The organism is Sinomicrobium sp. (assembly GCA_029266035.1).
Taxonomy (GTDB): Bacteria; Bacteroidota; Bacteroidia; order Flavobacteriales; family Flavobacteriaceae; genus Sinomicrobium.
Window position 1 is genome coordinate 113,414 of record JAJUFH010000002.1, and the last position, 25,661, is coordinate 139,074.

General features: G+C 42.2%; 26 protein-coding genes. 13 read left to right on the forward strand and 13 right to left on the reverse strand.

Annotated elements, in window-relative coordinates:
* The first annotated feature begins 15 nt into the window (after nt 1-15).
* Nucleotides 16-1,347 carry a DUF58 domain-containing protein gene (locus tag ACYZZR_RS02360; RefSeq protein WP_461532383.1) on the forward strand — a complete coding sequence of 444 codons (1,332 nt, stop codon included), beginning with the start codon at nt 16-18 and terminating at the stop codon, nt 1,345-1,347.
* A 210-nt stretch (nt 1,348-1,557) separates the two neighbouring features.
* Nucleotides 1,558-1,971 (forward strand): DUF2141 domain-containing protein, encoded by a 414-nt coding sequence (locus ACYZZR_RS02365; RefSeq protein WP_461532384.1) that lies wholly within the window; start codon nt 1,558-1,560, stop codon nt 1,969-1,971.
* 107 nt (nt 1,972-2,078) lie between these two features.
* Here the strand turns inward: ACYZZR_RS02365 and ACYZZR_RS02370 are convergent, their stop codons facing one another.
* Complete coding sequence (locus ACYZZR_RS02370) at nt 2,079-2,558, reverse strand: Dps family protein (RefSeq protein ID WP_461532385.1); 480 nt, start codon at nt 2,556-2,558, stop codon at nt 2,079-2,081.
* A gap of 182 nt (nt 2,559-2,740) precedes the next feature.
* On the opposite strand from ACYZZR_RS02370, the gene ACYZZR_RS02375 reads away from it, so the two are divergent.
* Nucleotides 2,741-3,676, forward strand: coding sequence for a LysR family transcriptional regulator (locus ACYZZR_RS02375; protein ID WP_461532386.1), 936 nt, complete (start codon nt 2,741-2,743; stop codon nt 3,674-3,676).
* 44 nt (nt 3,677-3,720) lie between these two features.
* On the opposite strand, the gene ACYZZR_RS02380 is transcribed toward ACYZZR_RS02375, so the two are convergent.
* The 3 genes from ACYZZR_RS02380 to ACYZZR_RS02390 all read right to left on the reverse strand — a co-directional run bounded on the left by ACYZZR_RS02380 (nt 3,721) and on the right by ACYZZR_RS02390 (nt 6,258).
* Nucleotides 3,721-3,918, reverse strand: coding sequence for a hypothetical protein (locus ACYZZR_RS02380; protein WP_461532387.1), 198 nt, complete (start codon nt 3,916-3,918; stop codon nt 3,721-3,723).
* A 226-nt stretch (nt 3,919-4,144) separates the two neighbouring features.
* Complete coding sequence (locus ACYZZR_RS02385; RefSeq protein WP_461532388.1) at nt 4,145-5,746, reverse strand: DUF4139 domain-containing protein; 1,602 nt, start codon at nt 5,744-5,746, stop codon at nt 4,145-4,147.
* Between the two features lie 122 nt (nt 5,747-5,868).
* On the reverse strand, nt 5,869-6,258 hold the full coding sequence (locus ACYZZR_RS02390; protein ID WP_461532389.1) for an acyl-CoA thioesterase: 390 nt from the start codon (nt 6,256-6,258) through the stop codon (nt 5,869-5,871).
* Nucleotides 6,259-6,323: 65 nt separating this feature from the next.
* Between ACYZZR_RS02390 and ACYZZR_RS02395 the strand changes: the two genes are divergently transcribed.
* From ACYZZR_RS02395 to ACYZZR_RS02435, 9 genes are all read left to right on the forward strand, one after another.
* A complete protein-coding gene (locus ACYZZR_RS02395) occupies nt 6,324-7,112 on the forward strand; it encodes a TIGR02757 family protein (RefSeq protein ID WP_461532390.1) in 789 nt (262 codons plus the stop codon).
* A gap of 54 nt (nt 7,113-7,166) precedes the next feature.
* On the forward strand, nt 7,167-8,672 hold the full coding sequence (locus ACYZZR_RS02400; RefSeq protein WP_461532391.1) for a S10 family peptidase: 1,506 nt from the start codon (nt 7,167-7,169) through the stop codon (nt 8,670-8,672).
* 11 nt (nt 8,673-8,683) lie between these two features.
* Nucleotides 8,684-9,475, forward strand: coding sequence for a patatin-like phospholipase family protein (locus ACYZZR_RS02405; protein WP_461532392.1), 792 nt, complete (start codon nt 8,684-8,686; stop codon nt 9,473-9,475).
* A gap of 72 nt (nt 9,476-9,547) precedes the next feature.
* On the forward strand, nt 9,548-10,504 hold the full coding sequence (locus ACYZZR_RS02410; RefSeq protein WP_461532393.1) for an aldose epimerase family protein: 957 nt from the start codon (nt 9,548-9,550) through the stop codon (nt 10,502-10,504).
* A 44-nt stretch (nt 10,505-10,548) separates the two neighbouring features.
* Nucleotides 10,549-11,601: a methylmalonyl Co-A mutase-associated GTPase MeaB gene (meaB, locus tag ACYZZR_RS02415; protein ID WP_461532394.1), complete on the forward strand. Its 1,053-nt coding sequence runs from the start codon at nt 10,549-10,551 to the stop codon at nt 11,599-11,601.
* A 124-nt stretch (nt 11,602-11,725) separates the two neighbouring features.
* Complete coding sequence (locus ACYZZR_RS02420; protein ID WP_461532395.1) at nt 11,726-12,439, forward strand: glycosyltransferase family 2 protein; 714 nt, start codon at nt 11,726-11,728, stop codon at nt 12,437-12,439.
* Entirely contained in the window at nt 12,440-13,063 is a 624-nt protein-coding gene (locus ACYZZR_RS02425; protein ID WP_461532396.1) for a lipid-A-disaccharide synthase N-terminal domain-containing protein, read from the forward strand.
* Nucleotides 13,056-14,699, forward strand: coding sequence for an ArnT family glycosyltransferase (locus ACYZZR_RS02430; RefSeq protein WP_461532397.1), 1,644 nt, complete (start codon nt 13,056-13,058; stop codon nt 14,697-14,699). Before ACYZZR_RS02425 ends, ACYZZR_RS02430 begins: the two co-directional genes overlap by 8 nt.
* Nucleotides 14,700-14,760: 61 nt before the next feature.
* Entirely contained in the window at nt 14,761-15,435 is a 675-nt protein-coding gene (locus ACYZZR_RS02435) for a hypothetical protein (protein WP_461532398.1), read from the forward strand.
* Between the two features lie 7 nt (nt 15,436-15,442).
* On the opposite strand, the gene ACYZZR_RS02440 is transcribed toward ACYZZR_RS02435, so the two are convergent.
* The 7 genes from ACYZZR_RS02440 to ruvX all read right to left on the reverse strand — a co-directional run bounded on the left by ACYZZR_RS02440 (nt 15,443) and on the right by ruvX (nt 20,178).
* Nucleotides 15,443-16,018 carry a phosphatase PAP2 family protein gene (locus tag ACYZZR_RS02440; RefSeq protein WP_461532399.1) on the reverse strand — a complete coding sequence of 192 codons (576 nt, stop codon included), beginning with the start codon at nt 16,016-16,018 and terminating at the stop codon, nt 15,443-15,445.
* Between the two features lie 51 nt (nt 16,019-16,069).
* Nucleotides 16,070-16,294, reverse strand: coding sequence for a hypothetical protein (locus tag ACYZZR_RS02445; RefSeq protein ID WP_461532400.1), 225 nt, complete (start codon nt 16,292-16,294; stop codon nt 16,070-16,072).
* A 45-nt stretch (nt 16,295-16,339) separates the two neighbouring features.
* Nucleotides 16,340-17,737 (reverse strand): MATE family efflux transporter, encoded by a 1,398-nt coding sequence (locus ACYZZR_RS02450; RefSeq protein ID WP_461532401.1) that lies wholly within the window; start codon nt 17,735-17,737, stop codon nt 16,340-16,342.
* 78 nt (nt 17,738-17,815) lie between these two features.
* Nucleotides 17,816-18,595 (reverse strand): nucleoside triphosphate pyrophosphohydrolase, encoded by a 780-nt coding sequence (gene mazG, locus ACYZZR_RS02455; RefSeq protein ID WP_461532402.1) that lies wholly within the window; start codon nt 18,593-18,595, stop codon nt 17,816-17,818.
* Nucleotides 18,596-18,630: 35 nt separating this feature from the next.
* Nucleotides 18,631-19,080, reverse strand: a complete 450-nt coding sequence (locus ACYZZR_RS02460) for a DUF5606 family protein (protein WP_461532403.1) — start codon at nt 19,078-19,080, stop codon at nt 18,631-18,633.
* A gap of 64 nt (nt 19,081-19,144) precedes the next feature.
* Nucleotides 19,145-19,735, reverse strand: a complete 591-nt coding sequence (gene def, locus ACYZZR_RS02465) for a peptide deformylase (RefSeq protein WP_461532404.1) — start codon at nt 19,733-19,735, stop codon at nt 19,145-19,147.
* Nucleotides 19,736-19,767: 32 nt separating this feature from the next.
* A complete protein-coding gene (gene ruvX / locus ACYZZR_RS02470) occupies nt 19,768-20,178 on the reverse strand; it encodes a Holliday junction resolvase RuvX (RefSeq protein WP_461532405.1) in 411 nt (136 codons plus the stop codon).
* Between the two features lie 180 nt (nt 20,179-20,358).
* Between ruvX and ACYZZR_RS02475 the strand changes: the two genes are divergently transcribed.
* Nucleotides 20,359-21,174 carry a 2,3,4,5-tetrahydropyridine-2,6-dicarboxylate N-succinyltransferase gene (locus ACYZZR_RS02475; protein ID WP_461532406.1) on the forward strand — a complete coding sequence of 272 codons (816 nt, stop codon included), beginning with the start codon at nt 20,359-20,361 and terminating at the stop codon, nt 21,172-21,174.
* A gap of 195 nt (nt 21,175-21,369) precedes the next feature.
* Here ACYZZR_RS02475 and secDF read toward each other — a convergent pair whose 3' ends face one another.
* Together secDF and mdh are read right to left on the reverse strand one after the other, a co-directional pair.
* Nucleotides 21,370-24,375: a protein translocase subunit SecDF gene (gene secDF / locus ACYZZR_RS02480; RefSeq protein ID WP_461532407.1), complete on the reverse strand. Its 3,006-nt coding sequence runs from the start codon at nt 24,373-24,375 to the stop codon at nt 21,370-21,372.
* Between the two features lie 249 nt (nt 24,376-24,624).
* Nucleotides 24,625-25,545: a malate dehydrogenase gene (mdh, locus tag ACYZZR_RS02485; RefSeq protein WP_461532408.1), complete on the reverse strand. Its 921-nt coding sequence runs from the start codon at nt 25,543-25,545 to the stop codon at nt 24,625-24,627.
* Nucleotides 25,546-25,661: the final 116 nt, after the last annotated feature.

Consider the following 25,661-nt stretch of genomic DNA (forward strand, 5'->3'; position numbering starts at 1 on the left):
ATAAAACTCTAAAATTTGAAATTCCTTAAGCCTTTATACCTGCAAAATCGATTTTTTTACGGCTGTATCGCCGTAATAATCCTGTTTGTCACAAGTTTTATATTAGACCGCTTGTTCTTTGTAGCTCAACTCGGACTAATCGTACTGCTCGCGTTTACCGCGATGGATATTTTTATCCTTTTCTATATCAAATCAGGGATAAGGGCAAAGCGGATATGTCCTGAAAAATTTTCCAACGGCGATCAGAACCCAGTTGGTATCGCCATTGACAACCACTACAGTTTTCCTGTAAACGCCAGGATTATCGACGAGATACCGGAACAGTTTCAGCTGCGCAATTTCAGTCTGAAAAGAAAACTCTCCGCATCGTCATCCCTAACGGCAGAATACGACCTAAGACCTACAGAACGAGGTGAATACCATTTCGGTGAGCTGAATGTGTATATTTCCTCCGCACTCAATTTGGTAGCTCGGAGATATAGGTGTTCCGAAAAGGTAATGATTCCCACCTACCCCGCTTTTTTGCAACTCAGAAAATACGACCTCCTCGCATTTTCTAACCGCCTGAATCAATACGGTATAAAAAAAATCCGACGCATAGGTCACACCCTCGAATTTGAACAGATCAAAGAATACGTACAAGGAGACGACTTGCGCACTGTCAACTGGAAGGCTACCGCCAAAAAGAACCAGCTTATGGTAAATCAGTTCCAGGACGAAAAATCCCAACCCGTGTATTCGGTTATCGACAAAGGGAGGGTTATGAAAATGCCATTTGAAGGTCTCAGTCTACTAGATTACGCCATCAACGCAAGCTTGGTTTTGAGTAATATCATACTGAAAAAACAGGACAAGGCCGGGATGTTCACTTTCTCCAAAAAAGTGGAGAATATCGTCGTTGCAGAAAGGAGAAATTCACAAATGGGACTTATCCTTGAAACCCTATACAATATAGAAACCGACTTTTTCGAGTCTGATTTCGGGCGACTCTACGGAGATATCAAAAGGAATATCCCACAGCGAAGTCTGCTTCTGCTCTTTACCAATTTCGAAACACTCGACGGCTTACACCGTCAACTCCCATATCTGAAGGGCATTGCCAAAAATCACTTATTGGTCACTGTGTTTTTTAAAAATACAGAGCTAAATCAACTTATCGATAAGCCGGCGGAGAACATACAGCAAGTATACGATAAAGTAATCGCAGAAAAGTTTGACTTTGAAAAACGACTCATCGTCAACGAACTCAAAAAACATGGTATTTATTCCATTCTTACCACTCCCGAAAACCTCACCATAGACACCATCAACAAATACCTCGAAATAAAGGCTAGAGGGTTGTTGTAGCCCCTTCGATTCTGAAATCCAAAAAGCGAAAAAAACGATTTACAACAAACTATCCTCATTATATTACAATTCAGCACTCTTTTTTGGCTTTTCTGGCTAGCCTTATTGACCTTTCCCACAACTAATCGCGGACTACACTAAACTTAACTTTTGCTATAGAAACCTATACGCTCGATACATTTAGACCACTCCGCTACAAACACTGTAACTATGAGAACACCAATGTTATTTTTATGTGCATTACTCTGCTCTTTTGCGCTACGGGCTCAAAATGACGAAGCAAAGAATATTACAGTAACTGTCGAAAAACCCTTGAGTGAAGAAGGACAGATTCTAATAGGATTGTACACCGAAGAAAACTTTATGAAGGGAAGGGGAATAAAAGACACTATGATACCGGCAAACAGCAAAAACATCCGCGCTGTTTTTAAAAACATCCCAAAAGGAGAATACGCTATTATGGCAATTCACGACGAGAACAAAAACTATCGCATGGATTTTGATTCCTCGGGTATGCCGGCAGAAGGCAACTGGGTAAGCGGTAACAACTACGGTCCCCCCGAATTTAACCGCTCTAAATTCACACTTAAAAACAAAGATCTACACTTTGAGATAAGTTTTTAAAAAACTCCTTAGATTTTCCCTGTCAAATTTATTGCCTAACCTGTAATATGACTGCAAAAAAAATAAAGGCGCTGTATCTGCGCCTTTATTTTTTGATTTGAATCAAATCATATTTTCTCGTCCAACCAAGCTTTCATCATCCAGACTGTCTTTTCCTGTTCTGTGATAAAATCACTCATCATCGAATTAGTTCCTTCGTCATTGGCATCATCCGACTCTTCAAGGATTATCCTTTCTATTTTGAGTAATTCAGTAAGCGAATTTACAATCATGCTCACAGCAGCTTCATCCTGGTGAATATTTTTTCCCACCGGTACTTTTCCAGCCTTGATATAATCTTCAAAAGTGTGTAGCGGAACGCCCCCCAACGTAAGTACCCGCTCCGCAATCAAATCTATCTTTTCCTGGCTATCGTTGTAAAGCTCTTCAAATTTAGGGTGTAAATCAAAAAAACGCTTACCCCGTATATTCCAATGAATCCCCCTCAAATTCTGATAATACAATTGAAAATTTGCAAGAAGATTATTCAGATCCTTAACCAGTTTTTCAGTCTTGTTGACATCCAGTCCTAAGGTGTTTACTTTCATAATAACATCATTTTAAGTTCCTTATTAATTTACAACAAATTTACTGATTATTTAAGAGCTTATAAACATAAGATTTATCAATAGTTTTTATATTTTTATCGAATAAAACTATATAAATATCAATCCGAAAAGAACAGCTTATAACTGTTTTTTACTGACAAAAAGCGAAAAGACCTACAGACATGACTATCACACAATTACAGTATGTACTAGCTGTAGCCGAATATCAGAATTTCACTCTCGCTGCAGAAAAATCTTTTGTAACCCAGCCCACCTTGAGCATGCAGATTCAAAAACTCGAAGACGAATTGGACATTCAGATCTTCGACCGTAGTAAAAAACCTATTCAACTCACAGAGGTAGGAAGAAAAATAGTGGCTCAAGCGAGGAATATCGTAAATGAATCGGGTAGAATCAAGGATATTGTAGATCAGGAAAAGGGGTATATAGGTGGTGAGTTTAGGTTGGGTATTATCCCAACTATAATGCCTACTCTACTCCCGATGTTTCTCCGCAATTTCATCAATAAGTATCCCAAGGTAAATATCAGAATAGAGGAACAAAACACTGCCACTTTGGTACAAAAACTCTCAGAGGGCCACTTAGATGCTGCCATTGCTGCCACCCCTTTAGACAATGAACAAATCAAAGAAAGGGTTTTGTATTACGAACCTTTTGTAGCTTATATCCCGGAAAACCACCGTCTGCACTCCAATACAAAAATAGACACATCGGATTTAAAAATAGACGACCTGTTACTGCTCAGAGATGGACATTGTTTTCGCGATGGTGTTATCAACTTGTGCAAAGCACTCCCCAATCATAAAGACGATCGTTTTCAGTTGGAAAGCGGGAGTTTTGAAACCATGATTAGACTGGCCGACGAAGGTATGGGGATGACGCTACTCCCATATCTTCACACTCTTAAGCTTTCGGAAAACGAGAAAAAAAATCTGCGTTTCTTCAACGATCCCAATCCCGCACGCGAGGTTAGCCTTATCTATCACAAAAGCGAATTAAAACTCCAGCTCATAGAGGCTTTGAGAGATGTTATTCTCGGCATAGTAAGAGGAGCTATCGCTTTTCAAAATGTCAAGATTATAAGTCCAGTGAAATAATGTGCAAAATCGACAAACAAAAAACCCGCCTCGGCGGGTTATTTTTATGCATTTAAATGGATTAGACAATGGGAAAGTTCGGGTTTTTCCGATATGAACTGGTTTAACCATATTCTGAGTTCTTCCAATTCATAGGGTAGTAATCGTTGAACCGCTTTTTCTACTTCCTTGCAGAAGAGAACAGAATCAAAGCTCACTTTCTGGAGTACGACCTGAGTATACTCAAACATAGCTCTTGCCATAGTAATGAACATTTTTTAAGATTTCACTCCGGTATTACAACCGGAAACATAATTACACCAAATATAAGAATTTTTGTGTTCCCTTTATTTCAGCTAATCGTTAAATATTTACTAATTGACCTCGCTATACTTTTAAAATATAGTAATCAATTAGCAAAAAAAATAGAAAGAGTAACTCGCACCAAGGAGATATATAACGTCCGGTAGTACTCTTACAAATCTGAAATCACCGAATAGTGACAGACCTATTCTTGGGATATTTTACCGAATAACCAAATTTTAATTTATGAGTTGCCCCTGCCGGTATGTTTAGTGTCCAAGTCACTATACCACTTTCGGGATCGACCTTCCCACCATTGCGTTCTTCCAGTTTAATCTCCATAGATTTGTCGGTAGCCAAGGGATATTGATCCTGTACAGTGAGCTGTACTGCGGTTTTCTTATTGTTTTTTATGGTAGTTTCATACATCACCATATCTGTCTTACTGTTTCCAAATAGTTTTGAGGACGACAGCTCATTGATTTTTTCGCGTTTTACGGCTATCATCTTATCCCTTCCCAAGCTCAATTTAAGAGTATCTGTAGCCTCATTAGGATTGATATACGTCTTGCCGACCAGCATATTTTCAAACATCACATTGGCCTGCCCAGCAATCAGATTGAGTTTTTCATAATCTGTGAGCTCTGCCATTAAAAAAACTTCCGAACTTTTGCTAGGTGCAACGTAATACCGATAGCTAGCTGAATGACTCTCCGCTTTCAAATTGACCGCATGTGGCTTACCGTTGGAAACTACAGTATACGGAATATCTATATCGAAAGTAGTATTGAGTTGGTGTTCCGTCTGTTGAACGGCATCGTTCAAAGCCGCCGGTCGAGCGACTTTTTCGACAACTTCTTGATTCAAAGCAGCGCTTCGTACTGGTATACCTGAAGCTCTCCCCTGCAATGCTCTTGCCGTCATTTGATTGTAGTACAAATGCCACGGACTAAGCACAGGAGCCACTCCTCCTTGCGACGGATTGGCGGTAGACAAACGCAAATTCACCTGCTCCCAGTCTACACCTGTTTGCTGTGATATATTCGCCTTATAAACTATTTGTAAGGGAGACGAAATATCCTTCGCTCGCAACTCATAGGAAGCATTCCAATTCGATTGCGGTGTCAGATAAGATATGCTGAACGGAAAACTACCAGATTTATCGGAAATCACTTGAACTATCAATTGTCCGCCCGAGCCAGTGGTTTGCCCGGCAAACTCGTCAAACTGTACTTTAGCTTTGTTTACGACATCCTGCTGTTCGGCAATCTCTTCTTCTAAAGCGGTAATATTATTTTTCACTTCCAGATACTTGGGCTTGTAGAATTCTGTCATTTTTGCTAGTTCGGCAACTGTAGTTCCACTGTTGCTACTGGATATTTTCTGATTCTGTTCTAGTAGTTTGAGCATACTCTCTTCCGCCGCTTTTTTATTTTCCAGCTCCTTGAAGGTGTGTAAAGCACTTTTATAAGCCTTTTCTACCTTGATGTATCCCTCTGTTTTAACATCAGCTTCGATATAATTTGTGGTAGAGCGCACCGACAACACCGAAACACCGGAACTTACACCAAGCTGTATGCTGTTTTCGTCTATGGTACTCGCAACATGGGTAAATACAATTTCACTGCTTCCGGCTGGAAGGTTGACCTGTGCTTTGTGATTTAGCTCAGCTGCACGACTAAAAACAGTCACATTTTCTAATATCGCCTTCTGTACAATAGCTTCTTGAGCAAAGGAAAAGCTTACAAAAACAAGCCATACAATCAGCGATATAATATTTTTCACCATAACATTAGTTTTAAAAGAAATCTCTTATTTGTCCGTTTCCACACTTGAGTTTATCGCAATAGTTATGATGCCTTAAAGCGAAAAGATCAATAGAAACATCCAATTGTTTAAACTAAAAATATCTATTGTCCCAACCTGTCTTTAACGTATTCTATCTGTGTCTTGCCGTGTGCTTGAGGTCTTCCATCCGCACCGAGATTTACCATTACAATCCTATCGATAGAAATGATCGTAGCCCTGGTCATTGTGTTTCTCACCCTGCATCGTAGAGTGACAGAACTCCTTCCAAACTCTACCACGTCAATCCCAATTTCTACGATATCTCCCTCCCTGGCGGAATCGACAAAATTGATATCAGACATAAACTTGGTAACCACTTTTTTGTTTTCGAGTTGTATTATGGTATACAAGGCAGCTTCTTCATCTATCCACTGCAAAAGACGCCCCCCAAAAAGTGTACCATTGGGATTTAAATCTTCGGGCTTAACCCATTTTCGGGTGTGAAATCTCATAGTGTCTACTTTATAATTATTCCCTAAAATTATTTATTTTGCAGCAGATAACCTAAAAAAACATTTTGGCGACAAAGATTTCCCATATACTTGACGGTAGCGAACTCAAAGAGTTTCTCGATCTAAAGGCTACACAATACAACAACACAGAGTTTATCACTACCGACCCCATACAAATACCGCATCATTTTTCCGATAGAGAAGATATTGAAATTTCCGGTTTCCTCTCGGCAACTATCGCTTGGGGCAATCGCAAATCTATTATTACCAACGCCCAAAAGATGATGCGTCTGATGGGCAATGCACCATACGATTTTGTGATGTCGCATAGCGAAGAACAACTCAAAACCGTAGAGCATTTTGTTCATCGCACCTTCAACGGCACAGACTTTCAAGGCTTTATTCGTTCACTCCGTCACATCTATTCAGAATACGGGGGAATGGAATCCCTATTTGCAAAGTATGCCGAAGTCGATTCCCTGCAAACCGCCATCCACCGGTTTAGAATGCACTTTTTTGAAATTCCCCATGAAAAACGCATCGAAAAACATCTGTCCGACCCCTTAAAAGGATCGTCGGCAAAACGCATTAATATGTTCCTGCGATGGATGGTAAGACAGGACAATGCCGGAGTAGATTTCGGAATCTGGAACCAACTCTCGCCGAGCCAGCTATCTTGCCCTTTAGATGTACACACAGGTAATATTGCGAGGAAACTTGGACTGCTCAACAGAAGGCAGAACGACGCCAAAGCACTGGTAGAACTGGATCACAGTCTCCGGAAAATGGATCCCAAAGACCCTGTAAAATACGATTTTGCTCTGTTTGGCCTCGGGGCATTTGAAAAGTTTTGATTATTTGTGGTATTTTAGAACTTTCTATGCAAAAAGCCTAAATCAATTTGTTTTATGAGACACCAACTATCCCTCTTTCTTGTCAGCTTGTCCTTTTACAGCATTCTCTCAGCACAAAAACGAACTATCCCTGCCGATACTGCAGTGATCACAACGCACGAACTCAGCGTAAACGGCTCTCGTTTTTCCTACACCGCAACAACGGGTATGCAGCCGGTATGGGGAAAAGACGACAAGGCTATAGCAACGCTGTACTACACCTATTACGAAAGAAAAAACGTTAAAGACAGGGCTTCTAGACCCTTGGTAATTTCTTTTAACGGCGGACCGGGTTCGGCTTCGGTGTGGATGCATATCGCTTATACGGGACCGAGATTACTGAATATAGACGAGGAAGGATATCCAGTCATGCCATACGGTATTAAAGAAAACCCATATTCCATTTTGGATATAGCGGATATTGTATATGTCAACCCTGTAAATACAGGATATTCCCGTATTATCGAAACCAAAGATCAGAAACCGGAAAAGTCGGATTTTTTTGGAGTTAATGCAGATATCAAATATCTGGCCGAATGGCTGAATACTTTTGTAAGTCGTATCAATCGCTGGCGATCTCCTAAATACCTTATCGGAGAAAGTTACGGTACCACACGTGTTTCTGGACTTGCCCTCGAACTGCAAAATCAGCAATGGATGTACCTCAACGGTGTTATTCTCGTTTCTCCCACCGAACTGGGTATTAAACGAGATGGTCCCGTAGAGATTGCCAATAGACTTCCCTATTTCGCCGCGGCTGCCTGGTATCACCGCATGCTACCCCCTGATTTGCAACAGAGAGAACTGGAAGAAATATTACCCGAAGTAGAAGAGTATAGCACTAGTCAACTCCTTCCCGCCCTAGCTATGGGCGGACAACTGGACAAGGTGAAGAAAGAGGCTATTGCAGAAAAAATGGCTCGGTATTCCGGACTGTCCAAAAAGGTAATACTGCAGCACAACCTAGATATTCCCTACCGATTCTACTGGAAAGAGTTACTCCGCGATCAAGGGTATACCATTGGCCGACTCGACTCACGATACCTCGGCATGGATCGGGAGGACGCTGGAGAGGCTCCCGACTACAATGCGGAACTCAATTCGTGGCTGCACTCTTTTACTCCCGCAATGAACTATTATATCAAAGAACAACTCAACTTCAGTACAGATGTAAAATACAATATGTTTGGCCCTGTACATCCCTGGGATAGGACTAAAGATCGCACAGGTGAAAATTTGAGGCAGGCCATGGCTCAAAACCCTTACCTGCACCTCATGGTACAATCGGGGTATTTTGACGGTGCTTGTACTTATTTTAATGCCAAATACACTATACGGCAAATGGACCCCGCAGGAAAGCTAAGCAGTAGAATGCAGTTTAAAACCTATAAAAGCGGACATATGATGTATTTGAGAAAAGAGGATCTTAAAACAGCCAACGAAGATATTCGCAATTTTATAAAGAAATCCCTTCCCGAAAAAGGGGCACCCGCACAGTATAAATTACAAGAAGGCCATTAAGTCCATCACATATGCTAAAATCACTGTTTTTCACCAAGAAATTCACCCCCCCTTATCGCTATGGTATTGCCTTGGGCGGCGGTGGAGCAAGAGGTTTTGCTCACCTTGGAGTACTCAAAGCTCTGGAAGAACTGGGAATAAAACCGGATGTCATTTCAGGAGTAAGTGCAGGAGCTATTGCAGGTGCCTTTATAGCGGGGGGTTTTTCTCCCGATGAGGTATTCGAGATCATGAAAGAAAACAGGCTAGGAAACTTTACTAGCATGCAAATTCCGAGAGATGGACTTCTCAATTTCGACAAACTTCAACACACTATTGCACGCTATATTCCGGCTAAAAACATAGAAGACCTCCCCATTCCCTTCTATGCGGCAGCCTCCAATCTCAACGATGGCAAAGTAGAGTATTTTCACCGTGGCAATTTGGGCAAAATCGTTCAGGCTTCAGCCTCGATCCCGGTATTGTTTTCTCCGGTAAATATAGACGGTAAGAAATATGTAGATGGCGGTATCTTCGACAATATTCCTATAGCGCCGCTAAAGGAACAATGCGAAATAACAATAGCCATCAACATAAGCCCCACCCAACGCGTAGAAAAACTAAGCAACCTTATAGACATTGCCACCAGAACATTCCACCTCAGTGTAGATGCAACCTCATACCAGAAGAAAGAAAATTGCGATATCTATATAGAACCCCCAGAATTGTACAATTACCCCATACTCGATGCTTCCAAGGCAGAACAGATGTTTCTCATTGGTTATGAATACACAAAGAGCTTAAACATCACGTCAAAACCATGAGGCTTCACTGGTGGTTTATCGACAGTGATTTATTAAATTTACCCTTGTAAACACAAAACAACAGGAAATACTGTGAAACACACTATTAAAAATCAATATATCTCACTAAGTACCTTAAATTACGGAGCTACCATACAGCAACTAAGGGTAAAGGACAAGAACGGCAAAGACATCAATGTTGTACTGGGACTAGACAAAGAGGACGACTATCTACACGACACTTCGTATTTAGGAGCTTCCGTGGGGCGCTATGCTGGGCGTATTGATGGGCGAGGATTTAGCCTGAACGGCGCACATTACGACCTATATCAGGAAAACGGCGTTCACCTCCACGGTGGAAAGAACGGCCTAAGCAAACAAAATTGGCAACTGGAAGCACTTTCAGAAGAAGGAGAACACCCCTTTATTACCTACAGTATTACGAGTCCGCATCTCGAGGAAGGCTATCCTGGAAATCTAAAAATCACCGCCACCTACCGGCTTGAAAATCAATCACTAAAAATAACCTACAAGGCTATTTCAGATAGAGATACGGTAGTCAACCTCACCAATCACGCCTATTTTAATCTGAATGGTGAGGGCTCTGTACTGGATCACGAATTAAAACTCAACAGCAAGACATTTTTAGAACTGGACGACAAATTGCTCCCTACAGGAAATTTCAATGAGGTAGCGGGTACAGCATACGATTTTTGCACACCCACAATCATAGGGCAACAAGCTGGTTTTTCGGGTATAGACGATGTGTTTGTACTCGACCCTTCCTCTGAAGCGGCACTGTTGTATTCCCAAAAAACCGGAATTGCAATGAAAGTCTCTACCAACCAAAAAGCTGTAGTTATTTACACTCCAAAAGAGTTGGGCTCCCTCCCCTTTGTTGGAGGTGCCTCATACCAAACCTACTCTTCCATCTGTTTTGAGGCCGAAAACTTTCCAGATGCGCCCAACCAAGACGCATTCCCCTCGGCAGTATTAAAGGCGGGAGACACCTATTGTAACGAGACGGAATTTGAGTTTTCCATCCGTTAAAACTAAATTTTAAGCACAATTGACAACGCAACTCATAGATACTTTTGAACGACAAGAAAACATCAGGCGGTGGTAAAGAAGCTTCGGGAAACATTCGGAAAAATTTTAAAAGGACAAAAATAAATCCGAATGAACTCACCGAAAAGCTGTGTAGTGGAGATACTGTTGCTCTCAGTCGTGCCATCACTTTGGTAGAAAGTACTCATCCGGAGCACCAGCTTGATGCACAGACTATCATAGAAAAGTGTCTCCCTCAATCCAATCGTTCGGTTCGCATAGGTATTACCGGAGTTCCCGGTGCCGGAAAGAGCACCTTTATCGAGGCCTTTGGAAAACACCTCACAGCCTTGGGGAAGAAAGTTGCAGTATTGGCAGTAGATCCCAGCAGTACTCTGAGCCGCGGAAGTATACTCGGCGACAAAACTCGAATGGAAGAACTCGTTCGCGACCCCAATGCTTTTATCCGCCCTTCACCCTCAGGAGCTTCACCCGGAGGAGTAGCCCGAAAAACAAGGGAGAGTATTGTACTCTGCGAGGCTTGCGGTTTTGATATTATTATCGTGGAAACTGTGGGAGTGGGACAAGGAGAGATCGCCGTACACGGTATGGTCGATTTTTTTCTGTTGTTGAAAATCGCAGGGGCGGGTGATGAATTACAGGGAATAAAACGAGGTATCGTGGAAATGGCAGATGCCATCGCAATTAACAAGGCAGATGGAAACAATATCGAGGCAGCTCGAAAAGCCAGAAGCGAATTTGCCAGAGCGCTACATCTTTTCCCTCCCAAAGAAAACGGATGGACACCAAAAGTACTGACCATTTCTGCCATAGAAAAGAACGGGATTTCCGAAATATGGGAGCTCATCAGTGATTATGTTAAAACCAATACATCAAACGGCTCTTTTGAAAGAAAACGCATCGACCAAAATAAATACTGGCTTGTGCAAACCGTAGAAGAACGCCTGAAAAACACTTTTTACGGAGATAAAGAGATAAAAAAAATACTAAAAGAGGTCTTTACCGATTTGGAACAAAACAGAACCACTGCATTCAGAGCTGCCGATACACTTTTAAAAACCTGGAACAGAAACTCCTGAGAGGAAAAATCAGAAGTTTATTTTTGCATATACATCACTATTTACCGGCAAAACCAGATATTTTTTTCATCTTTGCCTGTTGAAAGTATAGCCAGTTTTATCGGTGCCATTATTACTATCGAGGATGAATTACGAGTTTACTATTATTGTCCCTATATACAACGAAGAAGAGAACCTCAAACGCTTAGAACAAGAACTCAGCGCGTATATTTCCAGTACAAAAACCCCTACTCAGGTACTTCTCGTCAATGACGGCTCTTCCGATCGCAGTCAGCAGCTCATAGACGATATCTGTGCGCAACACTCGGATTTTCACTTTTTGGAATTTGAACAAAATCGAGGTTTAAGCGCTGCCATTAAAGCCGGATTCGACCATGCAGATACTCCTCTGGTAGGGTATATGGACTCTGATTTGCAAACAACTCCCGAAGATTTTGATTTGCTGTTGCAACACATAGGAGAATACGATCTGGTTACCGGGGTAAGAGCAAACCGAAAAGATTCGTTCACAAAAAATATTTCATCTATGATTGCCAACAAGATACGAAGGGCTTTCACCAAGGATGGAATGGACGATACGGGCTGTCCGCTCAAGGTAATCAAAACAGAATACGCCAAGCGCATTCCCATGTTCAAGGGACTGCATCGCTTTTTACCGGCTATGATACTGCTCCAGAAAGGCAAAATTTTACAGGTTCCGGTCCGACATTTTCCCAGAATAGCCGGAAAGGCTAAGTTCGGACTTTGGAATAGACTTCTCGGACCACTTGCCGACTGCTTTGCCTACCTCTGGATGAAAAAGAAATACATCAACTATACCATAAGCAGGAAGGGTTAAATGCAAAACTGGATCATTTACACTATAGGTTTCGTCGCCCAATTGTTATTTTCGAGCAGGCTGCTACTTCAGTGGATAATCTCTGAAAAAAACAAAACGGTACTCACTCCTAAACTCTTTTGGCAGCTGAGTCTATTGGCTTCTTTCCTGCTGTTCGTATACGGCTATTTGCGACACGATTTTGCCATTATGCTAGGGCAAACCCTCACCTATTTCATCTACATAAGAAATATGCAAATACAAGGAGGATGGAGACAACTCCCTATAATTTTTCGCATTTTTTTATGGCTTTTCCCATTTGCCATAATAGTCTATTACTACAACAACAATACGATGGATATCGCCAATCTCTTCCAAAATGAAGAGATTCCACTGTGGCTTCTCTTCCTCGGAAGCGCCGCTCAACTGATCTTTACCTTTCGCTTTGTATACCAATGGATATACTCCGAACGCAAAAAGGAATCGCTACTCCCCGCCGGCTTCTGGATACTGAGCCTCAGCGGAGCGCTGCTCATCCTGATTTACGCTATACTGCGAAAGGATCCCGTGCTGCTCACCGGACATCTGTTCGGTTGTGTCGTCTATACGAGAAACCTCATGATCTTAAGAAAACAACATGACTAAATTTATCGAAAAATATCCCGTAATGGTATTGCTACTGTCATGCCTTGCAGTCTTCTTCTGTAACCTGGGCGAACTGTATGTAAACATCATGGAAGCCAGAAATTTTATTTCGGCACGTGAGATGCTTCACAACGGAAACTGGTTACTCACCACCCTAAATGGTATGCCCCGTTACGAAAAACCACCACTCCCTACCTGGATCACCGCCCTGTCGGGAGCTATTTTCGGATTAAAGAGTTTGTTTGGGCTTCGGATTCCGGCCGCCCTCGCCGCTACATTGCTAGTCTTTGTAATGTACAAATTCGGCAAAAAACTACACGGACAACAAAATACAAGCCTCTATACCAGCTTAATACTCGCCACGTCTTTCTATATCATTTTTTCAGGGCGCAATGGACAGTGGGACATTTTTACCCATAGCTTTATGGGCGCTTCCATATACTTCTTCTACCTCCTTTTCCAAAAGGCGGAAAATATTTGGAGAAATGCTCTTTTTGCAGGACTTTTAGCCGGAGCTTCTTTTCTGAGCAAAGGACCTGTCTCACTATACGCTCTCTTTTTGCCCTTTATCATTGCTTATGGCATCGTTTACAGATTCGAAAATTTCAGAAAAAGACTCGGACCTTTTTTACTGTACCTCATCGTCTCAATAGTTTCAGGACTCTGGTGGTTTGTATATGTACGCCTTGCCGACCCAGTAGCATTTATAGCTATCGCAAGTGAAGAAACAGCAAACTGGTCGGGCTACAATATACGACCTTTCTACTACTATTGGAGTTTCTTTACTCAAAGTGGTGTATGGACCATTCCGGCCTTTGTCGCACTTTTATACCCATACCTAAAACACCGAGTAAGCGATAAAAAAGCGTATTTATTCTCGTTTTTATGGACGATAAGTGCGGTAATACTACTGTCTATTATCCCCGAAAAGAAATCGCGTTATCTGCTCCCTGTACTCATTCCACTAGCTATGAATACAGCTTTTTATATCGAATATCTGGTGCGCAGCTTTCCCAAAATTAAAAACAGGGCAGAAAAGTTTCCGGTTTATTTCAATTACGGACTTATAGCACTGATCGGAATCTCCTTCCCCGTAGCCGGATATTTGTTTTTCGGCAAAGAATTACAAGGGCTATGGTTTGCCTTTATCTCGGCTTCGATATTTCTTTTTGCCATAGGAATCCTTATGCTGAAAAGTCTGATACAAAAAAACATACACCGCGCCTTCTTTCTTACAATAGCCTTTATTATGTGTATTGTAGTCTTTGGATTTCCCCTTGAAAATACATTCAGCAACAACAATCCAGACTTTAACAATATCAATCTACTGGCACAAGAAGCGGCAGAAGAGGGCATTCCTGTTTACTCCTACGGAGAAATTGCCCCCGAGTCCGTTTGGGAATTCGGACAGGCCGCTCCTCGAATAGACGCACCACATTCACCCTTTACACCCAGCGAAAAAAAATTCGGAGTATTGGTGCCTCCCGCAGCAGAAGACGAATTTAAACGTATCTTTGCTGCAGAATACGACCTCCGGCTCAGAGCGACATACGACCTCAATTACACTGCCGGAAAGACCGAAAAAAGCTACAAACTCCGGCTACTATCCCAGTATTATATACTTACGGAAAAGTAAATTACCGGGATTGATTATTTCAATCTGTGTAGTCACTAATTAAAAGCTAAAACACAACAGCATGAAAAATCTAAGCAAAATAGAACTATTGGGATTTATGTTCCTTCTCGTAACCTTTGTAAACAGTCTCTATTTCGGTTTTACTGACGAAATGCTATTCAACGAACACTACGCACAGGAAGATGGCCTTGTGGAAAACGAGACAGCCCTGATGCTTCTCGGAGTGAGTTTGCTTTGCCTATACCACCTTTTTAAATTGTGGAAACACAAAAAGGCACTTTGGAAAACAGGCACTATCATCTTTGCTATACTCTTCTTTTTTGCCGCAGGAGAAGAGATATCGTGGGGACAGCGGATATTCGGGCTAACTTCAAGTGAATTTTTCATAGAGCACAATGCACAGGGAGAGACCAATCTACACAATATGGTTGTAGGCGACACCAAGATAAACAAACTTATTTTTAGTCAGTTGTTAATGGTGGTTATGGTTACCTATCTGCTCGTTATTCCTCTGTTATACCGCAAGACTAGATGGGTAAAAAATCTGGCCGACACCTTTGCCGTTCCTATAGTAGAATGGAAACACACCATTGCATTTATTGGCTGTACTGTGCTGGTGAGCATCATTCCTGCCGATCGGAAATGGGAGGTATACGAACTCGCATTTGGAATACTGTTTTTCCTGATCTTCTTAGCTCCCTTGAACCGACATATTTTTGAAGGAAAGCAGGAATAGTGTGTTTTCAGTCTTCAGACTTTCCTACAAAGCGGCTCAAGAATTGCCGCAGCAATAGCAGTAACAGCCTTCCTATCAGCAGTCCGAAAAACACTCCGGTAAGCACATCTCCTGGAAAGTGAACCCCGAGATAAATACGGCTGTACGACACCACACATGCCCAGAGGAACAGCAAAGGTGGAAGTATTCGACAATAGGGTTTTAACAGCAGTGAAAAGAAAGTAGCCACGGCGAAAGTACTTGCGGCATGTGCAGAAAAATAGCCAAATTTTCCTCCGCATTTCAGTATGCGCATACTGTCTTTAAGAAAGGGGTCATGGCAAGGACGCAGACGTTCAAAACCGTCTTTAAAAACGTTGGCCAACTGATCTGTACAACCAATCATCAAAGCTGTTACGAGCAGCACCCACACTGTAGATTTCCACCCGAGGTTTCTAACGCACATATACAACAGCAACAAATACAGCGGAATCGACGCCAGCTTGTCTGTAATAAAGAGCCAAAAGCCGTCCCACTCTTCGGTACCGAGATTGTTCAGCAGAAGAAGGAGCTCGCGGTCGTATATAATCAATTTATCCCACATAAACTGCCAGTTGTCTTATATCCGGTAAGTTGTAGCATTCCGTAAAAATCATCATTCGTATCGCCCTACTTCTCGATCGTAAAAATTATTGGCCTGATTGATGAGATTTTCCATCTCTGTTTCCAGTTCTTTTTCATCCGACGGATCGAATTCTTCCAGCCATTCTACCTCGTCGTCTGCGAGGTTGATAATAAAACGGGGGTAATCAGTATGTATTATATAAATGGCATTGGGATAATCGGTATTATCACCGAGTAGGAATTTAGGAAGTTCCATATACTTTCTCTTTTGGAATTAAATATTTCGTTTACCATACGATATTCACAGCATCTCTGCATCTGTATCGACATGTGATGTTCTTATCAGTTTATTCGACAAATAATTAAATCTTATAAACAGCAATACAGCCGACACCGAGAGCCCGGCGAGTAACCCTATCCATATGCCTATACTCTTCCACTCCGTGTGCAAACCGAGGTAAAAGGATATTGGAAATCCTACCAACCAATAGGCTACAAAAGTAATAAAAGTGGGGATTTTCACATCCTGTAGTCCTCTTAGTGCTCCTAATACCGCTACCTGCAAACCATCGGAAATCTGAAATATGGCAGCTACCATAAGCAAGCGCGAGGCTGTAGCTACCACCTCCATACTGTTTATCTTATCGGCTAAGTCGTTCTGATCTAGATATACTGTAGGGAGCCAATCTCGAAATACCCAAAAACAAAGCGCGAAAATCACGTCCAACAACACGGTGAGTATAAACACCGAAAAAGCGATTTTGCGCAAGGCGCGAAAATTACCGAGTCCTTTTTGGTTTCCAACACGTATCATCGCTGCGACACTGAGCCCTGAGGCAACCATAAAGGTCATACTCGACAAGTTGAGTGCAATTTGATTGGCAGCTTGGGGGTTTTTGCCCAACACCCCACTTATCCAAACCGCAGATGTAAATACACCTACTTCAAAAAGCATTTGCAGCGCAGAAGGGAAACCCAAATTCACGATTTTGGAGAAGACAGCCTTGCTGTATCTTCTAAACTGAATTGCTGAAATATATTGGTGAAATTTAGAATTCTTCTGAAAAATATACCACAGAAAAACAACCATTACCACCCTCGAAACCAAGGTACCTACTGCGGCTCCCATAACGCCCATTTTTGGAAAGCCAAAATTTCCAAAAATCAGCAAATAGTTCAGTACAATATTGACAACATTAGCGACTATAACCGCATACATGGGATATCTCGTTTCCGAAAGTCCATCGGAGAACTGTTTAAGGGCTTGAAAAACGATAAGTGGAATAAGTGAAAAGGCAACGAGATCGAGATATGGCATGGCGTATTCTACAACCTCCGGAGGTTGATTCATCGCGTGCATCATGGGCTTGGCAAACATCAGCACAGCAAACAGAAGCATCCCCATACCAATACAGAGCACCAATCCGTGTTTAAGTGCCGCCCTACCTTTGGCTACATCTCCAGCGCCATCTGCCTCGGCTACGAGAGGAGTGATTGCAGTAGAAAAACCTATTCCCAGCGACATGGCTATAAAAACAAAACTATTGCCGAGAGAAACGGCTGCCAGCTCTGCAGTACCCAGTTGCCCTACCATGACGTTGTCTGCAAAGGCAACAAAGGTGTGCCCGAGCATTCCCAGCATAACGGGAAAAGACAATTTGAGATTATAGGAAAATTCCCTAGTGTACTGTAAAAACATATCCTGAAAATTAAATGGACAATGATAGAGATTTACGCGCTCCCCGCCATTTCAGGCAGTAATTAATTCGGTTTTAGCTCAGGGAAGTTTCTTGGCTTCTTCCCAAAACACATCCATTTCTTCCAACGACATATCACTGAGTGCCTTCGAATTTTCAGCAGCTTTTTGTTCGAGAAATTGAAAGCGCTTTATAAACTTCTTATTAGTCCTTTCAAGCGCGCTTTCAGGGTCTATATTCAAAAATCTGGCATAATTGATTACACTAAACAGCAGATCGCCAAATTCGGCCTCCATCTTATCCTGATCGTCAGCATCTACCTCTTCTTTAAACTCCTGTAATTCCTCTTGCAATTTTTCCCACACCTGTCCGGGACGTTCCCAATCAAAACCTACGCCGGCAACTTTTTCCTGTATCCTGCTCGCCTTGACCAGTGCTGGTAAACTTCGAGGTACTCCCTGCAGTACGCTTTTCTTCCCCTCATTGAGCTTAATCTGTTCCCAATTTCTTTTTACGTCCTCTTCATTTTCCACCTTTACATCTCCGTAAATATGAGGGTGTCGCACTATTAGCTTGTCACAGATCGCATTAGCTACATCGGCAATATCAAAATCGCCGGTTTCACTTCCTATTTTCGAGTAGAACACTATGTGGAGTAAAATATCCCCCAGCTCCTTTTTTATCTCTTCCGTATCCTTGTCGAGTATGGCGTCACCCAGTTCATAAACCTCCTCTATCGTAAGATGTCGGAGACTCTCCATAGTCTGTTTTCTATCCCATGGACATCCCTCACGAAGCTCGTTCATGATGGTGAGCAACCTGTCAATTGCCGCTAACTGCTCTTCCCTGGTGTTTGCCATTACTCCTGTATTTTCAGAGGTGTTCTTTGCCTGTGTTACGCCTCTCCTGAAGCTTCTTCTCCCTTTTCCTCTGTATCTTCCGAAGAAGTCTCTTCTACCTCAAAATCGGTAATTCCCTTTGCTTGGAGCAGATTGTACCACTGTATAATCTTCTTGATATCTCCAGGATATACTCTGTCTTCGTCGTAGTCGGGAAGCACTTCAAAAAAATACTCTTCCAGCCTGATTTTGTCCTCTTTGTGTCCTACTGAGGTTTGTCCGCCGTTTTCCTTCTCACTGATTTTTCCAAAGACCTCCCTCAGCGGCACTTCTTCTTTCAGGGTGTAGACTGCAATTTCAGACAACAGACTCACATTGTTTCGAAGTCCCACAGTGATGCGTTTGCCATCGAGGAGAGACTCTGCCACAAATCCACTACGCGTTTGTGTTTTCAACTCATACAATCCCGGTTTGCCTGAAATGGCCAGTATTTTGTCTAAACTCATATAATACTATAGTTATAATTAAGTTGCTTTGTTTTTTAAATGATTTTGTGATGTAATACAGCTGCTATCTCCCTTTTTTCGCTTCGGGAAAGCGCATTTTATAATCGGCTTTGACCTTTCCTTTAGAAATATTGGACAATTTACCCTTTAACAATCTCTTTTTGAGACCCGACAGTTTATCGGTAAACAGCACCCCTTCTATATGGTCGTATTCGTGCTGTATCACGCGTGCTGCCCGACCAGTGAACTCTTCTACTTTCTTGTTAAAATTCTCGTCGAAATACTCAATTTTTACAGTGTCTTGTCGCAACACATCTTCTCTAATATTGGGGATGCTGAGACAACCTTCGTTAAAGGCCCACTCTTTTCCGTTCTCCTCCAATATTTTGGCATTGATAAACACTTTTTTAAAATCCTGAAGTTGCCGCCGTTCGTCTTCAGAGAGTTCCTCATCGTCAGCAAAAGGACTGGCATCTATAACAAACAACCTAATGGGAAGCCCTATCTGAGGTGCGGCGAGCCCCACCCCGTATGCGTTATACATGGTTTCGAACATATTTTCTATAAGGCCGTCGAGATTCGGATAATCCTTTTCTACCTCAACCGTCTTTTTTCTCAACACAGGATCGCCATAGGCTACGATCGGTAATATCATATTGTTGTTATTAATAATTAAGCTGCGTACTACTATCTTCCGTACAGATAAGATTGCAGTATTATCGCAGCGCTTATTTCATCTATAAGAGCTTTGTTCTGTCGTTGCTTTTTTTTCAGTCCCCCATCTATCATCGCCTGAAAAGCCATTTTGGAGGTAAAGCGTTCATCTACCCGTTCTACGGGAATCTCCGGGAGGGATTTCTCCAGAATTTTCAGAAACTTCTGAATATAAACCTCACTTTCTGAAGCTTCGTTATTGTGTCGCTTAGGTAAACCTACCACAATGCGTTCTACCTGCTCTTTTTGGGTGTAATCGAGGATAAAGTCCATGAGATCTACTGTAGACACCGTAGTCAATCCGGATGCAATAAGCTGTAATTCATCGGTTATTGCAATCCCGGTACGCTTGGTACCATAATCTATGGCCATTATCCTTCCCATCAATTTTTTGGCAAATTTAATATTTAAATTGTTATAACTCTAAAATCGCACTCTTATTAAATTATAAGCCTTTATATTTGTCTCCCATACGGCGGTGTGATTTTGCGATACACTACCGCAAATGTTGTACCGAAAAGACTATCACAGAACATTTACGATCAGATTATATAATTCACTAATATGGAAAACATCAGAAAACATATTGAGGAAGCCTGGAATAACAGGGAATTGTTAAAAACAGAAAGCACTCAGGAAACTATTAGAGAAGTTATTCGTCAGCTCGACGAGGGCTCACTGCGAGTAGCCGAACCAAAAGATGACGGTTGGCAGGTAAACGAATGGGTCAAAAAAGCTGTAGTCCTGTATTTTCCCATACAACAGATGAAGACTATAGAGGCTGGACCGTTGGAATTCCACGACAAAATTCCTTTAAAAACCGGTTATGCCGCAAAAGGCATCCGCGTGGTACCTCACGCCATTGCCCGTCATGGAGCCTATGTGTCATCGGGAGTTGTGATGATGCCCAGCTATGTAAACATTGGGGCTTATGTAGATGAAGGAACTATGGTAGACACCTGGGCCACCGTAGGTAGTTGTGCACAGATCGGCAAAAACGTTCACCTGAGTGGAGGTGTGGGCATAGGCGGAGTACTTGAACCCCTGCAGGCAGCCCCTGTAATTATTGAAGACAACGCTTTTATCGGTTCTCGCTGTATAGTAGTAGAAGGTGTAAGAGTGGAGAAGGAAGCTGTTTTGGGAGCCAATGTAGTACTTACAGCCTCGACAAAAATAATAGATGTTACGGGAAGCGAACCCGTAGAACGCAAAGGAGTGGTTCCTGCGAGATCGGTAGTCATACCGGGAAGTTACACCAAAAAATTTGCCGCAGGAGAATACCAAGTTCCCTGTGCACTGATTATCGGTCAGCGAAAAGCCTCTACCGACCTCAAGACATCGCTTAACGACGCTCTTAGAGAGTACAATGTAGCTGTCTAATCGTCAGGCAAAAGCTTATAAAGTATTAGACCGTTCCTGACTTTAATAGGGACGGTCTTTTTATTTTCTTAGCCTCTAAAACTCCAAAGTAGTAATGCAAAGAACATCTCTTTTACGGGGGTGAGCATTTCTCCAAAAACAACAAACCCCATCGATAACCGACGGGGTTTATTTATTTTAACAAGTGACTGCCAATTAGCTTTCCACACTCTCGCTCTCTTTCTTGGTCAGCACGTCCTTCCCTTTGTCTTTTAGGGTATCATACATAATAGGAGTCGCAACAAAGATTGAAGAATACGTACCTACAACAACCCCTACAATCAGAGCAAACATAAATCCTCGTATTGATTCACCTCCGAAGATAAAGATAGCCAGAAGTACGATTAAGGTAGTCAGGGAGGTATTCAAGGTACGGCTCAACGTACTGTTGATCGCAAGATTTATAAAGGCTCCTCCTTTCCAACCGCGCTCTGAAGTGATCTCTCGAATACGGTCGAATACCACCACTGTATCGTTAATCGAATATCCGATTACCGTAAGAATAGCCGCTATAAAAGCCTGATCGATCTCAAGGTTAAAGGGCATAAACTTATAGGTAAGCGAAAATACCCCGAGAACAATCAAGACATCATGGCTCAGTGCTATAACCGCTCCGGCAGAAAATTGCCATCTTCTAAAACGCAAGAGTATGTACATAAAAATCACCACTAGTGAACCCAATACAGCCCATAAGGCATCTCTCTTAATGTCATCGGCTATAGTAGGCCCTACCTTTAACGACTGAACAATACCGTAGTTTCCTTTATCCCCACCGGTTCCGACAAACTCTTCTTCGGTAAGATTTTCGGGTAAGTGTTTCTTCAAAGAGGTGTAAAGTATAGTCTGTATTTCATCATCCACCTGAGTTCCCTCTTCATCAACCTTATACTTAGTAGTAATCTTTACCTGATTTGCCGCACCAAAGGTTTTCACTTCTACAGTACCCAAGGTTTCCGAAAGGTCGGAAGCCAATTCGCTGGGTACAACAGGATGCTCAAATCGCACTTGATAAGACCTTCCTCCTACAAAGTCAATCCCTTGATTAAGCCCTTGGGTAAACAGGGAAGCCAGTGACACCAATAATAAAATTCCTGATATAGTATAAGTGATTTTTCTCTTCCCGAGAAAATCCACATTCAGATTTCTAAACAGGTTTTTAGTAAGAGGTGTGGAGAATTGAAGGGATTTCTTCCTTCCGATATACCAATCGACCAATAGTCGAGTGATAAAAATAGCGGTAAACAAAGAAGTCGCGATACCAATCATCAGAGTAGTTGCAAATCCTCGAATAGGTCCAGTACCGAATACAAAGAGTATAACCGCAGTAAGTCCTGTAGTAATATTGGCATCTAGAATAGACGAAAGCGCATTTCCCAACCCGTCCTGAACAGCCTGTTTCTGTCCTTTCCCTTTAGACAGCTCTTCTTTGGCTCGTTCAAAGATCAGCACGTTAGCATCTACTGACATCCCTATGGTAAGCACTATCCCCGCAATACCCGGCAAGGTCAGTACTGCCCCGAGACCTGCAAGTATTCCGAAAATCAGCACTATATTCAATATGAGAGCAACATCTGCAAACCATCCAGCTCTTCCGTAATAGAACATCATCCACACGAGTACAAGCGACATGGCTATCACAAAAGAGATCATTCCGCTATCTATAGCCTCTTGCCCCAGTGAAGGTCCGACTACCTCACTTTGAACAATATCAGCTGAAGCGGGCAATTTACCTGCGCGTAATACGTTGGCAAGGTCAATAGCTTCATTCAGGGAAAACTGTCCTGTAATTTCAGAGCTTCCACCCGAAATAGGACCACTGGTAACTCCTGGGGCAGAATACACTATATTGTCAAGTACTATCGCAATAAAGCCTCCCTGACGATAAGCCTTACCGGTAAGCTCTTCCCATATTTTAGACCCCTTGCCATCCATCTGCATAGATACCGCCGGGTTCCCTCTTTGGTCATAAGTCTGTTGAGCATCGATAACCACACCTCCACTCAAAGGGGGCAGGTTTTCTCTATTCGACTTAAGAGCATAGAGTTCTATCATTTCCTGATTGGCTCCAGGTTTACTCCAAGCAAAACTGAGGTTCTGCAATTCAGCAGGAAGCAATTGCTTGATTTCGCGCATTTGGAGATAACTGTTCACCTTAGCCGTATCTTTGGTAGCAAAACTCATCAATACTGGACCTCCCTGCATACCTGGAGCAACAGCCAAATCGAATAGTGGATTAGCCCCTCCTATATTTTCGAGAGAATCCTTTTCTGTATCTGCGAGTAGCTCGTCGAGTTCTGAAGATTCATCCGTAGACTGTCCCGTACTGTCTTCTGCTTTAGAATTATCTACAAGAGTTTTAAGTCTTTCGTTTACCTGAAGCAGGTATGGCATCACTTCTTCATTCTTATACGTTTCCCAGAATTCCAACTGAGCCGTACTTTGCAACAGTCGCTTTACACGATTGATATCCTTAGCTCCCGGGAGTTCTACGAGTATCCTTCCTGTAGCACCGAGACGCTGGATATTGGGCTGAGTTACTCCAAAACGGTCTATACGCTTGCGCAACACTTCGAATGCAGAGATTATGGACTCATCAACCTTTCTTCGAATAATAGGTCGCACCTCGTTGTCTGGCATCTGAAAATTGATCTCCTCGCTGAGCATTTTATTGGCAAATATTTCGGGAGAGGCCAGTTTGGTATCTCCTTTAATAGCGTCAAATTCCTCAAAGAACAAATCTACATAGGGTTTATCACTATTCCGTGCTGCCTTATCAGTATTGGCCAATGCCTTGTTGAATACCGGGTTTTTAGAATCGTTAGCGAGTCCTGCAATGATATCTTTTACCGAAATCTCGAGAATGACGTTAATTCCTCCTTTTAAGTCCAACCCCTTATTGAGTTCTTTTTCCTTGGCTTCATTGTAGGTAAAACTGGTAATTCCTATATCAAAAACCGTCGTATTCCCTATAGAGTCCAGATACCTAGTTTCTTCAGCCTCTCTCTTTACTACATAGTCTTCCGTGCTTTCGGAAATTTTCTGCACTGCAAACTCTTCTGCCTTGCTTTCCACCTTATTGGTCACAAAAGTGAAAGACAACTGATAGATACTTACAATACCAAATAAAATAGCAAAAAGCTTGATAAGTCCCTTGTTTTGCATTCTTATTTTAATTAATTAATCTTTTTTTTGAAACGAGCAAATATATAATTTACAACAGGATAAAACAATTTATTTCCCCGTTTTATTCCCTTAGTGTTTCGGATACAGCCACTTACACATACCTCCTTGTAAATCAGCTCACAACTGTACCACAGAGGCCATTCTATTCGACAAAAAAAGCTGCGCAAAACTCCTTCATGACAGGAGTTTTATACGCAGCCATAATTTTTAGGATAGAAATAGGCTCAATTACAGTAGGGCGTTCACCTTTCTAACTGCCTCAGCACTTTCCTGGAGTTTTGCTTTTTCTGCATCGTCCAGTTCTATCTCTACAATCTTCTCTATACCGTTTTTTCCGAGAATAACAGGCACTCCTATACAAATATCACTCAATCCGTATTCTCCGTTGAGCAATGCAGAACATGGGAACATTTTTTTCTGATCGCAAGCGATGGCCTGTACCAACGCAGAAACAGCGGCTCCCGGGGCATACCAGGCACTTGTTCCCAACAATTTGGTGAGTGTAGCTCCTCCTACCTTTGTATCTTCAGCTACCTGCTTCAGTCTTTCCTCACTCAAAAACTCGCTTACCGGCACACTGTTCCATGCAGCGAGACGAGTAAGAGGAATCATACCTGTATCACTATGCCCACCGATTACCATACCTTCTACGTTAGATGAAGGGCATCCCAGAGCCTCACCAAGTCTGTATCTGAAACGAGCACTGTCAAGCGCTCCTCCCATTCCTATAATTCGATTTTTAGGCAGTCCGGTTGCCTTGTGTGTAAGATATGCCATGGTATCCATCGGATTACTCACCACAACAACGATAACCTCAGGCGAATGCTCGATCAGGCTAGACACTACGTCTTTCACTATTCCCGCATTGATACCTATAAGTTCTTCACGGGTCATTCCCGGCTTTCTAGGTATCCCGCTGGTCACTACTGCGATATGGCTGCCGGCTGTTTTAGAATAATCGTTGGTCGATCCGGTAATTCTGGTGTCAAAACCGTTCAACGAAGCCGTTTGCATCAAATCCATCGCCTTACCTTCAGCAACCCCTTCCTTGATATCCAACAAAACGACATCTGAAGCAAAATTCTTCATTGCAATGTACTCCGCACAACTGGCACCAACCGCTCCGGCACCCACAATTGTAACTTTCATATGATATTTTTTTTGAGTGATTATATTTTTAATTCGACAAAGTTAGTCATTTTAGCAGTAAATGAACCCATTGAAACATACCTAATTACAGCAGTTATATTTTTTAATTTCTACGT